Source organism: uncultured Thermosynechococcus sp. (assembly GCF_938074695.1).
Classification (GTDB): Bacteria; Cyanobacteriota; Cyanobacteriia; order Thermosynechococcales; family Thermosynechococcaceae; genus Thermosynechococcus.
The window spans coordinates 39086-51240 of sequence record NZ_CALJEM010000055.1; the positions used below are offsets into that span (position 1 = coordinate 39086).

The following is a 12155-nucleotide window of genomic DNA, read 5'->3' on the forward strand; positions in this document are numbered from 1 at the left end:
GACTGCACCTGCTCCTGAGCTGTTGATTCAAGATACCCCGCTCACAATCGCCGGGCGGCAGTTCCATTCACGCCTGATGACCGGCACCGGCAAATACCGCTCCATTGCTGATTTACAAGCGAGTGTTGCCGCCAGTGGCTGTGAAATTGTTACGGTGGCTGTCCGTCGCGTCCAGACCAATGCGCCTGGTCATGAAGGCCTTGTGGATGCCCTAGATTGGTCGAAAATTTGGCTCCTGCCCAACACCGCAGGTTGCCAAACCGCAGAAGAGGCAATTCGCGTTGCCCGTTTAGGTCGGGAAATGGCTAAGCTCCTTGGTCAAGAGGACAACAACTTTGTGAAGCTAGAGGTCATTCCCGACCCGAAGTACCTGCTGCCGGATCCCTTTGGCACGCTCACAGCCGCAGAGCAACTGGTCAAGGAAGGATTTGCCGTTCTTCCCTACATCAATGCGGATCCCCTGCTGGCCAAACGCCTTGAGGAAGTAGGCTGTGTCACCGTGATGCCCCTTGCCTCCCCCATTGGTTCAGGCCAAGGGCTACGCAATGCCGCCAATATTCAAATCATCATTGAGCAGGCGCATGTTCCCGTTGTCATTGATGCTGGAATTGGCACCCCCAGTGAGGCTGCCGCGGCAATGGAGTTGGGCGCCGATGCCCTTTTGATTAATACCGCGATCGCCCAAGCGGGCAATGCCCCGGCAATGGCCAAGGCTATGGCACTTGCAACCACTGCTGGCCGTCTTGCCTACCTTGCAGGGCGCATCCCCGTAAAAGCCTACGCCAGTGCCAGTTCTCCTCTCAGCGGCAGGATTGGTGATTGATGATCCGCGAACTCCTAGGCGGACTGCTCTTCCTTCTCACCCTCACTGGCAGCCTCTTCTATTGCGTAGCCTTGGGGGTAACATGGCAGTTCTTTAGCCGCAAGCGCCCTACTCCCCCTCGCGTTGCACCTTCGGTGTCGCTGCTGGTGCCGATTTGTGGCCTAGAAGCAAGGGCATGGCAGAACTGGTCTTCCCTGTGTTGCCAAGATTATCCTACCTATGAGGTGCTCTTTGGGATTCAGCAGCCAATGGATGCTGCCGTTTCCGTCGTGGATCAGATTTGTCGGCAGTACCCTGAGCGTGCTCGCTGGTACCTTTGTTCTGAGCAGCATGGCTACAACCGCAAAGCAAACAATGTTTTTCAGTTATTCCGCCACGCCCGCTACGACATTATTGTCGAGGTGGATAGCGATGTCGCTGTGGATCCCCACTATTTGCAGACAATTACAGCTCCGTTTGCAGATCCGCAGGTGGGGGTGGTGACCTGTGGCTACATTGACCCGCATCCCCAACACCTAGGAGCTGCTTTCTTGGCTCTCGGTCGCTGCATTGACTTTATCCCTGGCGTTTTAGTTGCCCGCCTCCTCGATGGTGGCTTGCGCTTTGCCATTGGGCCAACTGTTGCCCTGCGGCGTCAGGTTCTAGACCAAATGGGCGGATTTGCTGCCGTTTTAGACCGCATTGGCGAAGATTATCATCTCGGCTACCGCGCTTGGAAACTGGGCTATCGGGTCGAACTCTCCCCCTATATCCTGAAGAATGACTGTGGCAATGACTCTTTCTGGAAGGCGGTACAACGGGAACTGCGCTGGGCACGCTCCATTCGCGCCAATCGCGGCAATCAGTACTTTGGCATGGTGTTTATGTTTGGCACGGTCTATAGTGCTCTGCTGTGGGGACTGTTTCCAACCCCCTGGACCCTCAGCGTATTTCTGGGAGTTCAGGGCATTCGCTGGTTGCAGGCCATTATCAGCATGGTCTTGATGGGGACGCCTCGGTTACTGTTGTGGCTGTGGCTATTGCCCCTGCGGGAGGTAATGAGCTTTCTCATTTGGCTGGGGGGCTGTTTTGGCGATCGCATCTATTGGCGGGGTCGCTGGCTGCGGGTCAGTCGCCACGGTCAATTGCAAGAAATTGTTAAGGATTCTCAAAAGTCCTAAGGTTTGCTTGTTAGAATAGCCCCACTGAAAATCTGGAATTGAGGTGTGTTGCGATGCGCTATACCATTGAGGAGGGTGGTCGCCTCAACAACTTTGCCATTGAACCCAAAGTTTATCAGGCGCAGCCTTGGACGCGACAGCAAAAAGTACGGGCAGCTCTGGTGGTGGTGGGCGGATTGCTCTTAGTCGCCGGCTTGGTGGCGATCGCCATAGGAGTGAGCTAATCTGCTCTGCCTCGGTTTTGATACAAGCGATGCCCCCCTAGTTGCCGGCCTCTATGACTTAAGGGCGCATCAATTGCTTGAGGTTAAAACTTGGTTTTTGGGTCGTGCACTGGCCAGCCAGCTACACCCCTGCCTGAATGAATTTATGGGTTCCTATGCTTGGGGCGAGATAGGCGCAATCGCCGTCGGTTGTGGTCCGGGTAGCTTTACGGGAACGCGCTTGGGGGTAGTGACTGCCCGCGTCTTAGCCCAGCAATTGGAGGTGCCCCTTCTGGGTCTATCTAGCCTTGGGACAATCGCCTGGCACTATCGCTATGAACTGCGAGAACAGGATGGGGTGGTGTCGCGGCGTGCCCAGCAGGGGCATCAATACCTTGGCATTTACCGTTATCAGGGGGGCAGTCTTAACTCGGTGTGGGGCGATCGCCTACTTGCTGACAGTGAAGCAGAAGCCCTCTTAGCCTCTTGGCTTTACCCCTACCGGCCCTTGGCTCCCCCCCCTCCCAGGGACTACGGCTGCGCCCTGCTGACATGGGCAGCCCACCGGTGGCACGATACACTAAGGGCAGGGAAAGAATTTCCCCATTGGTCAAGCGTGGTGCCCCTTTATGGCAAATAACTGGGAACTCGGTCGCTTTCTCGATACCCTGCGCTTTTTTCAAGCTTTGCCGCTTGTGGGAACGTTAGAGCCACTACGCCCTGTGCTGGCACCCCTTTTGCCGGATCTCTTTGAGCCGCCCGCCTATCGCGGCAGTGGCCTAGTGGTGGTGATGGGGGCAACGGGTCGAACGGGTCAAGCGGTGGTGAAAACCCTCCTAAATCAGGGCTATGCGGTGCGGGCAGTGGTGCGCGATCGCGCCAAGGCGGAGCAGGTACTTCCCCCCGCTCCTTTTTTAGAGATTACAGTGGCCGATGTCACTCAACCCCTTCCCGCCGATCTCCTGCAGGGTAGTCGGGCGGTGATCAACTGTGTCGGGGCCAAGGTACAGCCCAATCCCAACGCGCCACCGCCGGGTCTTGAAATTGTCGGTGCTAGTCCAGAGGCCGTTGAATTCGAGGGGATGCGGCATCTGTTGGAACGCGCTCAACCCTACTTTCAAAGTCAGCCCAACACCTATCCCCTCTTTGACTACCGCTATCCCACGCCCCCGTTGAGGGAGGTTTGGGGTGCCCTTGATGATGTGGTCATGGGCGGCGTCAGTGCCAGTCAGTTTTACCTCAAGGAGCACAGTGCTCTTTTTACGGGGCTGGTTTCTACGGAAAATGCCGGCGGGTTTGTTTCCATCCGTACCCGCAACCTCAATCCCCCCCTCAACCTCCAAGGGTACACGGGCATTCAACTGCGGGTTCGCGGCGATGGTCAGCGCTATAAATTTTTCCTGCGCAGTGACCCAGCGTGGGATGGCATCGGCTATGCCCTGTCCTTTGACACGGTGGCCGATCAGTGGATCACGGTTGAATTGCCCTTCAGCCACTTTATCCCCGTGTTTCGGGCACGCACTGCCCCCAATGCGCCGCCCCTCAATGTGGGGCAAATCTACTCGCTGCAATTGATGCTCAGCAAATTTGAGTACGACGGTGCCCTCAATCCCCACTTCCGCCGCGGCACTTTCAGCCTTGAGATTGAATCGCTCCAAGCCTATGGAAATGTGCCCTTGCCGCGCATCATTCAGGTGAGTTCGGCGGGGGTTACCCGTCCACAGCAGGCAAGTCTGAACCTCAAGGGACAGCCCTTGGCAGTGCAATACAACGAGCAACTGGGGGGCATCCTTACTTGGAAACTGGCGGCAGAAAATCTGCTGCGCCAAAGTGGCCTACCCTATACCATTGTTCGCCCCTGTGGCCTGACGGATCAGCCCGGTGGCAAAGACCTACGCCTTGATCAAGGCGATCGCCTGACGGGGTCTCTGAGTCGCGAAGATTTAGCCGCATTTCTGGTTAGTTTGCTGAATTTGCCTGTGGCCTGCTATCGCACGGTGGAAGTGGCAGCCACAGATCAACCCGCTGCGGCGACTCCCAACTGGGCAATTCGCCTTGCGCAACTGTCTAGCGATTGCCTACGGCACGCTGAAAGCGATCGCCCCTAGGAGATGCTCTCAAATGGTGCGTTTTCTCCATGTTGCGGATGTTCACCTCGGCTTTAGTAAGTATCGTCAGGAGAATCCCAGCCGTACCCTTGATTTTTTTACCGCCTTTGACAGTGCCCTGCAAACCTACGCCATTGAAGCAGGAGTGGATTTTGTGCTGATTGCCGGGGATCTGTTTGAGGAGCGCATGATTACCCCCGGCATTCTCAATCAAGCGGAGTACGTCCTCGATAAGGTGCGATCGGCAGGGATTCCAGTGCTGGCGATCGAGGGCAACCACGACAACTGCCCCTACGGCGTCAAATCCAACTGGCTCCGCTACCTCTGTGAAAAAGACTACTTGTCTCTTCTAGAGCCTGATGAAAATGGTCTGTTGCACCCCTGGGATGTAGAGACGGCGCGGGGTGGGTACATTGATCTTCCCTGCGGGGTGCGGGTCATTGGTTCCCAGTGGTATGGCGCCAGTGCTCCCCGTGCCATTCAACAGCTTGCCAGCCAAATTCAGGCATTGCCGCCAGGACCTAGAGCCACAATTATGCTCTTTCACCATGGCCTTGAGGGGCAAGTCTCCCGCTACCAAGGGGCATTGCGCTATGAAGAACTTCTCCCCCTGCGCCAAGCGGGGGTGGACTACCTTGCCCTAGGGCATATCCATCGCCACTATGCCGTTGAGGACTGGATTTTTAACCCCGGCGCCGTTGAGGCCAACTCAATTCAGGAAAATCAACAGCAAAATCCGCGCGGGGTGCTGCTGGTTACCCTCGACAATGGCCCACCTCAGGCAGAACTCAAGCAAGACTACTGGCAGCGCCCTATCTATCGCTACAGCCTCAACCTCAGCCCCAGTGATACCGTGACCCAGGTGGAGCGCCGACTTCAGGACTTGGTGCGGCGACATCGGGAAGAGATGGCGGAGGCAATTGTGGAAGTTACCCTGCGGGGAGAAGTGGGGTTTGAGCGCAGTGAGTTGGCTGTGCGATCGCTCCAAGGGCAACTCCAGGAGGCCTCCCATGCCTTTATTTTTCGTTTGGGGTTTGCAGCAACGCCTGTGGCCTACCAAACCTACCGCAATGCAACGGCTGAGCCACCCCCGCGTGCCCTAATTGAAGAACAGGTGTTTGCGGATCTATTGGCCAGTGTTGCTGAGTATCGCGATCGCGCCGAACCCTTGGCCAAGGTTCTCATGCACCTAAAAGAAGATCTACTTCAGCCCAACGTCAACATTCCTGACCTCTATCAATGGCTGGCAGACTTCTCCTCAGCGAATGGAACGAGAGGGGTTGATTGCCCCATGGATCAACTGGCCAGCGGGAGACTGTAGGAAAGCTTGCCATTTTTGCCGGACTTGGGCATTCTGCGGTTGCACCGGCCGTGGTTTGGCCAGTTATTAGGGTGTTGTACCAATAGCCCGCCATGGCAAAAGCATCCGCCCCGTCTTTGGCCTGAACAATTCGCTGCTGTTGAGCTGGCCACAAGGGCATCGCTCGAATACGCCCCCAAGGGGAACGTGACAAAAGCAATCACCTGGGCTAGCCCAGAGCCAGTTTTCAAGTTCTGGACATCCTCCTCGGCCGGAGGGCCAAAGGTGCCTTCGGTGGGTTCATATCTGCTACTCGTATCTCCAATGGCGGTGTGGAGACATCCCCCGCTTTCAACGCCGAGAATTCATTTTGGGGAAGAAGTGGAGGGCGCACTAAAAACTGGGCATCCTCTTGGGTGTCAATATCGTTGGGGGCACCCCTAGGCAATGGCGATCGCGCAAGGCCTTAAACGCGTCCCCAAGGAACCCATTGGTTCTACCCTGTCCACTCGCAATGCTATATCCCTCACGTGAATGCTCCGCTGATAAGCGACTTCCCAATCCTGTTACCAGAGAGGGAGGCGGCATTCTCACCTACCGCCGGGAACTTTTGCCTTTGCAGCACCCCAGGTCATTTCTGCCTGGGGGTTTTGGGTTGAAGTGGTTCATGCCAACTTTTGGCCTATTCCCTGCGTTTATAAATCGGGTGATGCCAGGACTTACAGGTTCAGTTGTACCTTGCCAAGCAGGTCTTATATCTGCCCGGATCCCCAGAAGTCTTTTCTGGCGGGCAATAGTGCCATACATGGCTAGAAAAACCATATCCTATCCGCCGCTAACTAGGGAATAACGCTTCCCGTCCATTCGTAGGATGCGCGACGGCATTGCTCAATCCTTCTCAATCCGATAGCCCAACTCTGCCAAGCGCAGCCGATCCTGTCGCCAGCGGGGGCGTACCTTCACAAACAGCTCTAGATAAATCTTGCCACCAATGAGGGTTTCCATTTCTTGGCGGGCAGCGGTGCCAATTTGTTTGAGCAACTGACCCCCTTGGCCGATAATGATGGCCTTTTGGCTGGGACGCTCCACGTAAATCACCGCGTGGACACGAGTCAGGTGGCGCTCCTGCTGTAGCTGTTCAATCGTCACCGCCACCGAATGGGGAACCTCCTCGCGGGTGTGGTGCAAAATTTGCTCGCGAATTAATTCCGCCATGATGAATCGCTCCGGCTGATCGGTGACCATCTCCGGCGGATAGTAATAGGGGCCAAGGGGCAACTGCTCCTCGATTGCCGATTGCAGCAGACTTACCCCCTCTCCAGTCAAAGCTGAGCAGGGATAGGCCGGCCAAGGGCCGAGGCTTTGATAGTCCTGTTGCCGCGCTTCGCGCTCCCCTTCTGCGAGGAGGTCAATTTTATTGATGGCCACAAGAACGGGAGATTGGGTCGTTGTCAAGAGATCTGCAACGTAGCGATCGCCCCGACCGGGTGGACTGGCAGCATCCACCACAAACACAATCGCATCCACCCGATTGAGTATTCCCTTTGCATTCTGCACCAGCACTTCACCGAGCCGATGGTGGGGCTTATGGATACCCGGCGTATCCACAAAAATAAACTGCGCCGTGGCCGTGGTTAGGATGCCCCGCAGGCGATTGCGGGTAGTTTGCGCCACAGGGGAGGTAATGGCCACCTTTTGCCCCAACAGATGGTTAAAGAGCGTTGACTTACCCACATTGGGGCGACCCACTAGGGCAATGAAGCCGGAGCGAAAGCCCGCTGGAGCAGCAGGAATGCTTGGAATCGTTTCCACTGTTACACCCTATTGGGTTGGAGTCGTCTGATTGGGAGTTGTGGCCGGTGGTGAGGGCAGAGGGCTTGGCTCCGTACTGAGAACGGGTTTTTCGACAGGTTGGGTTGCCAGGGCAACACGGCTACCCCCCACTGAGCGCAGCAGATCTAAGACTTGGATGACTTCGTTGTAGCTCACCACCTGGGACGCCCGCAAAATCACCATCCCCGCCGGATTGGTTTTCAAATACGTGGCGAGGCGTTCGTAGAGTTGACTGCGGTTGACGGGGTCTTTGTCCACAAAGAGTTGTCCTGCCGGATCAATGCTCACCACCAGCATCTTTTGGGACTGGGCTTGACTGGTGCTGGCTTGGGGCAAATTCAATGTAATGGCCTGCTGCCGCGTTAAACTCACCGCCGCCAAAATAAAGAACGTGAGGATACAAAAAACCACATCAATGAGGGGCAGCATCTCAATACGGGCATTTTCGCTCTCACTAGGCAAATGAATCTTCACGGCCATTCCTCAACCACGCTGCCTTTAATGATAAAACCCTGAGCAGACAGAGTAGGATTAGAAAGTTTCTCCCCGATGGAACTATGACCACTGCAACGCCCCAGCCCGGACAACTCATTGTGATTACCGGCCCCAGTGGTGTGGGCAAAGGAACGCTCCTGCGCCAACTGCGGCAGCGACACCCTGAGCTTGCCCTTTCGGTTTCAGCGACCACTCGTCCGCCGCGCCCCACGGAGGTGGAAGGGGTGGATTACTATTTTGTGTCTATGGAAGAATTTAAGGGAATGATTGCTTCGGGTAAGCTCTTGGAATGGGCGGAGTTTGCGGGTCACTACTACGGCACCCCACGGGATCCGCTGCTCCAGCTTATTGAAGAGGGAAAGACGGTCATCCTTGAAATTGAGCTGCAGGGGGCGCGCCAAGTTCGCCAATCCTACCCGCAAGCGCGCCACATTTTCATTCTGCCCCCGTCCCTCACTGAACTGGAACACCGCCTGCGCAGCCGCGGTCAGGACAGTGAGGAGGCGATCGCCCGCCGCCTAGCCCAAGCGGAAACGGAAATTGCCGCTGCCTCAGAATTTGACGTGCAAATTGTCAATGATGATTTGGAAAAGAGCTTAATTGCCCTCGAAACCGCCATTTTTAGCCCTGCTGCCTAGGGTTCTGCCCGCACAATGCCGAGGTAGAGTTCCCCCACTTTGGGGTCATTGAGCAGTTCGCTGCCCAGTCCCTCATAGCGATCTTTGCCCATTTCTAGGACATACCCGCGATCGCACATGGCAAGGGCTTTCCGCGCATTTTGCTCCACCAGAATAATGGCCGTGCCCTGGGCATTAATCTCCTTGATTTTGGCAAAGACATCATTGACCAGCGCTGGCGAGAGGGCAGCGGAGGGTTCATCCAAGACCATTATTTGCGGATCCAGCATCATGGCGCGACCCATGGCCAGCATTTGCCGTTCTCCCCCCGAAAGCGTCCCTGCCCGTTGCTGTCGGCGCTCAGCCAAGCGGGGAAAGGTGTCATAGACGCGTTCTTTGAGAGCCTTGAGGTTGCCGCTTTTGATAAAGGCGCCCATCTCTAAGTTTTCCTCAATGGTCAAGGAGCGAAAGACATTGGCAATCTGAGGAACGTAACCGATGCCTTTTTTGACAATTTCATTGGGGCGCAAGTAGGTAATATCTTCCCCTGCAAGCGTGATTGTGCCCAAGCGCGGCGTCAACAAACCGGCGATTGTTTTTGCCAATGTTGATTTTCCTGCTCCATTGGGGCCAATGACTGCTACCAGCTCCCCTGCTTCGAGACGAAAATTGACGCCCCGTAAAATATCCACATCGGGAATATAGCCAGCATAGACCTCAGTAACGTGGAGCAAACTCATGGTGTAAAGGACATCGCCGGAGGGTTGACATCTTACTAGATTAGTATAGGGACTCTGCTGTTTTGGGCAGGGAAGACTCAGAAGACGGTGAAAGACGCCATGAAAGCAATTGCCATCACAGAATTCGGTGACCCCGATGTTTTAGTCTTGCGGGAGGTGCCTGAGCCAGAGATTCAGACGCCCCATGAGGTCAAAATTCAACTGCGGGCAGCCAGCGTCAATCCCATTGATACCAAGTTGCGACAGCGGGGCACCTTTTTTCCCGATCGCCGGCCCGCAATTCTCGGCTGCGATGGGGCAGGGGTAGTTGTGGCGGTGGGTGCAGCAGTACAGCGATTTCGAGTGGGAGACGAAGTGTATTTTTGCTACGGCGGATTGGGCGATCGCGGGGGCTGTTATGCCGAATATACCGTTGTCCCGGAAATTGCCGTTGCCCCCAAACCCAAATCCCTCTCATTTATCGAGGCCGCTGCCTTGCCCCTAGCAGTCATCACCGCCTGGGAAGCCCTGGGCGATCGCGGTGCTGTGCCCCCTTTGAATGTGCTCTCGACAGCGAAAACCGTTCTCATTCACGCCGGGGCGGGCGGGGTGGGGCATCTGGCCATTCAACTGGCACGGCGATCTGGCGCCCGCGTTGCCACGACCATTAGCTCTGCAGCCAAAGCGCGTTTTGTTGAAGGTCTGGGAGCGGCCCTTGCCATTAACTACCAAACCACGGATTGGGTACAGGCGGTCTTGGATTGGACCGAGGGCAAAGGTGTTGACCTAGCACTGGACACTGTGGGCGGCCCAACCTTTAGTGAAACGTTCAAAGCGGTGCGTCCCTATGGCACCTTGGCCACCCTCTTGGAACCCGCAGCCGATACCCCCTGGAAAATTGCCCGCCAACGCAACCTCTTGATTCAACTCACGCTCATGCTGACCCCCCAACTCATGGAGTTGAGTGATGCCCTTGCCCATCAGGGCAAAATTCTTGAGCAGGTTGCCACCCTAGTGGATCGGGGTGAGCTGCGGGTTGTTGTGGATAAAACCTTTCCCCTTGGTGCAGCGGCGGATGCCCACCGCTATCTCAGCCAACGCCTAGTGCAGGGGAAGGTGGTTCTCGTCCCATAATGGGGGATTTTTTGATGGTTGCTCAGCTCCTTGCCGCCCTGTTACTCCCAACCGCTGCCAACGCTCCTTAGCGACCTCTATTGAGTTTGTTGCATTTTTAACGGACGCCTTAGCTATTGTGGTCGCCGGTTTACGGAAGAAACAGTGCTGCCAGAGGCTTGGCGCTAACTTATTCTGGCTGAGAGGAGGGGTACAACTCTGGCGGCATTGGCTCCGGTTGAAGGCTAACGGTTTGCTGGCGATCGCCCCGCCGAATCTCCAAGGTTACTTTCTCTCCCAACTTGGTTTGCTCGACAACACTTTGGATTTGTTGGGGGGTAGGCTGGTTGATAGTGTTGATCTTGACAATCCAATCGCCCGCCTGCAGGCCTGCTTTAGCTGCAGGGGAATTGGGAGCGATGCCAATGATCAGCGTGCCTTTGTTTTGTTGTAGTCGCCACGTGGGGCGATCTTGACGGATTTTGGCCGCCAATTCCGGCGTCAATTGCACCATGCGAATTCCTAAATAGAGGTGTTGGGCGCGGCCGGTGGCGATAATCTGCTCAGCAATGCGATAGGCAGTATTAATAGGAATGGCAAAGCCCAGACCCTGCGCTTGGGAAATCACGGCAGTGTTGACGCCCACCACTTGACCGGCGGCATTCAGGAGGGGACCCCCGGAATTCCCCGGATTAATTGCCGCATCCGTCTGAATAAAGCTCACGCGCTTATCGGCAGCGCCGATTTCATTGCTGGCACGCCCTGTGGCACTGATAATTCCGGCCGTTACCGTGTTACTCAGCCCCAAGGGGTTCCCAATGGCGATCGCCCACTCGCCGGGCACAAGGGTATCCGAATTGCCCAGTTGCACGGTGGGTAAATTTTTAGCCTGAATTTGCACCACTGCCACATCGGTCAGGGAATCAGCACCCACCACTTTGCCTGCGTACTGGCGACCATCGGGCAGTGTGACTCGCACAGCACTAGCGCCTTCTACCACGTGAGCATTGGTCATGACCTTGCCATCGGGGGTGAATATAAACCCAGAGCCTTGACCTTGGCGTACCGGCACATCGGGTATGGGAAAAGGATTGAGAAAACCATCCTCTTCACTGGGTTGCATCCGCAGCGTATCAATGCTTACCACCGCTGGCCCTGCCTCAGCAACCACCTTGGCAATGAAATTCTCACCCCCATTGGGTTGATCTGGAGGGGCAAGGGGAGGCAAAGATGCCGCAGGATTGGGAGTGGGCGGGGTGCGATTTGGCAGACGTAGTGAACAGCTTGTCAGTGCCCCTAGGGCGATCGCCATCCCGACTCGACTCAACCGCGTAAGAATCATACAGCACTCAACTCGGCAGTAGATCCACTGTAGCCTTATCCTGAAAGTAGAGAGTCTAGAGAGTCTGTCTAACCTCTACTGCCATGCTCACTGTGATTAGCCACCTAGAACAACCCATGAGCTTTGATAGCTTTTTTGGGCCGGTAACCCTCCAGCCGGGTCGCAATGAAAATGTCGATGAACGCCGCTGGCGCAACTGCAAAACCCACAATGCTGACCTGCAAGCCCTGATCAAAAAGGGACTGATTGTTGTTGCAGAAGAGGAATCAGTCTAAACTGAGAGCGCAAAGCTACTTTTGCCCCTCATCTTTGCAAATTTCCCTAGGTGACCGATAGATGACCAAACCCATGCAGAAACCTATGGCGCTGTGGGTATTCCCCCTGCACCCCGGCCCTCAACTGTATCCAGCCCATCTGCAGCTGACTGACGAGTGGCTCCCCT

At 55.8% G+C, this 12155-nt stretch carries 12 protein-coding genes and 1 pseudogene; 9 read left to right on the plus strand and 4 right to left on the minus strand.

Annotated elements, in window-relative coordinates; translation table 11 throughout:
* Positions 1–16: 16 nt before the first annotated feature.
* From Q0683_RS08360 to Q0683_RS08385, 6 genes and pseudogenes are all read left to right on the plus strand, one after another.
* A pseudogene (locus Q0683_RS08360) lies at positions 17–823 on the plus strand (thiazole synthase); the annotation flags it as partial.
* On the plus strand, positions 823–1983 hold the full coding sequence (locus Q0683_RS08365) for a glycosyltransferase (RefSeq protein WP_298612071.1): 1161 nt from the start codon (positions 823–825) through the stop codon (positions 1981–1983). The pseudogene Q0683_RS08360 and the gene Q0683_RS08365, both read left to right, overlap by 1 nt.
* Positions 1984–2036: 53 nt before the next feature.
* A complete protein-coding gene (locus Q0683_RS08370; protein ID WP_298612073.1) occupies positions 2037–2207 on the plus strand; it encodes a photosystem II assembly protein Psb34 in 171 nt (56 codons plus the stop codon).
* A gap of 1 nt (position 2208) precedes the next feature.
* A complete protein-coding gene (gene tsaB, locus Q0683_RS08375; RefSeq protein WP_298612081.1) occupies positions 2209–2826 on the plus strand; it encodes a tRNA (adenosine(37)-N6)-threonylcarbamoyltransferase complex dimerization subunit type 1 TsaB in 618 nt (205 codons plus the stop codon).
* A complete protein-coding gene (locus Q0683_RS08380; protein ID WP_298612076.1) occupies positions 2816–4294 on the plus strand; it encodes a CIA30 family protein in 1479 nt (492 codons plus the stop codon). Before tsaB ends, Q0683_RS08380 begins: the two co-directional genes overlap by 11 nt.
* A gap of 13 nt (positions 4295–4307) precedes the next feature.
* Positions 4308–5615, plus strand: a complete 1308-nt coding sequence (locus Q0683_RS08385; RefSeq protein ID WP_298977267.1) for a DNA repair exonuclease — start codon at positions 4308–4310, stop codon at positions 5613–5615.
* A gap of 867 nt (positions 5616–6482) precedes the next feature.
* Here the strand turns inward: Q0683_RS08385 and era are convergent.
* Both era and Q0683_RS08395 read right to left on the minus strand, forming a co-directional pair.
* The gene (gene era, locus Q0683_RS08390) at positions 6483–7406 is read right to left on the minus strand and encodes a GTPase Era (RefSeq protein WP_298977269.1); all 924 of its coding nucleotides are present in this window, start codon (positions 7404–7406) and stop codon (positions 6483–6485) included.
* Between the two features lie 9 nt (positions 7407–7415).
* Positions 7416–7907, minus strand: a complete 492-nt coding sequence (locus Q0683_RS08395; RefSeq protein ID WP_298611448.1) for a biopolymer transporter ExbD — start codon at positions 7905–7907, stop codon at positions 7416–7418.
* A gap of 77 nt (positions 7908–7984) precedes the next feature.
* Between Q0683_RS08395 and gmk the strand changes: the two genes are divergently transcribed.
* The gene (gene gmk / locus Q0683_RS08400) at positions 7985–8560 is read left to right on the plus strand and encodes a guanylate kinase (RefSeq protein ID WP_298611445.1); all 576 of its coding nucleotides are present in this window, start codon (positions 7985–7987) and stop codon (positions 8558–8560) included.
* Here the strand turns inward: gmk and Q0683_RS08405 are convergent.
* Positions 8557–9279 (minus strand): ABC transporter ATP-binding protein, encoded by a 723-nt coding sequence (locus Q0683_RS08405; protein WP_298611442.1) that lies wholly within the window; start codon positions 9277–9279, stop codon positions 8557–8559. The genes gmk and Q0683_RS08405 overlap by 4 nt on opposite strands.
* 99 nt (positions 9280–9378) lie before the next feature.
* Between Q0683_RS08405 and Q0683_RS08410 the strand changes: the two genes are divergently transcribed.
* The gene (locus Q0683_RS08410; protein ID WP_298611439.1) at positions 9379–10392 is read left to right on the plus strand and encodes a zinc-dependent alcohol dehydrogenase family protein; all 1014 of its coding nucleotides are present in this window, start codon (positions 9379–9381) and stop codon (positions 10390–10392) included.
* Between the two features lie 169 nt (positions 10393–10561).
* Here the strand turns inward: Q0683_RS08410 and Q0683_RS08415 are convergent, their stop codons facing one another.
* A complete protein-coding gene (locus tag Q0683_RS08415) occupies positions 10562–11713 on the minus strand; it encodes a trypsin-like peptidase domain-containing protein (protein WP_298977273.1) in 1152 nt (383 codons plus the stop codon).
* Between the two features lie 83 nt (positions 11714–11796).
* On the opposite strand from Q0683_RS08415, the gene Q0683_RS08420 reads away from it, so the two are divergent.
* Complete coding sequence (locus Q0683_RS08420) at positions 11797–11988, plus strand: hypothetical protein (RefSeq protein ID WP_298611434.1); 192 nt, start codon at positions 11797–11799, stop codon at positions 11986–11988.
* The last annotated feature ends 167 nt before the right edge of the window (positions 11989–12155 follow it).

Coding starts and splice junctions, on each gene's coding strand:
- Q0683_RS08365 (WP_298612071.1), top strand. CDS start 823: ATGATCCGCGAACTCCTAGGCGGACTGCTCTTCCTTCTCACCCTCACT.
- Q0683_RS08370 (WP_298612073.1), top strand. CDS start 2,037: ATGCGCTATACCATTGAGGAGGGTGGTCGCCTCAACAACTTTGCCATT.
- Q0683_RS08380 (WP_298612076.1), top strand. CDS start 2,816: ATGGCAAATAACTGGGAACTCGGTCGCTTTCTCGATACCCTGCGCTTT.
- Q0683_RS08385 (WP_298977267.1), top strand. CDS start 4,308: ATGGTGCGTTTTCTCCATGTTGCGGATGTTCACCTCGGCTTTAGTAAG.
- Q0683_RS08395 (WP_298611448.1), bottom strand. CDS start 7,907: ATGGCCGTGAAGATTCATTTGCCTAGTGAGAGCGAAAATGCCCGTATT.
- gmk (WP_298611445.1), top strand. CDS start 7,985: ATGACCACTGCAACGCCCCAGCCCGGACAACTCATTGTGATTACCGGC.
- Q0683_RS08405 (WP_298611442.1), bottom strand. CDS start 9,279: ATGAGTTTGCTCCACGTTACTGAGGTCTATGCTGGCTATATTCCCGAT.
- Q0683_RS08410 (WP_298611439.1), top strand. CDS start 9,379: ATGAAAGCAATTGCCATCACAGAATTCGGTGACCCCGATGTTTTAGTC.
- Q0683_RS08415 (WP_298977273.1), bottom strand. CDS start 11,713: ATGATTCTTACGCGGTTGAGTCGAGTCGGGATGGCGATCGCCCTAGGG.
- Q0683_RS08420 (WP_298611434.1), top strand. CDS start 11,797: ATGCTCACTGTGATTAGCCACCTAGAACAACCCATGAGCTTTGATAGC.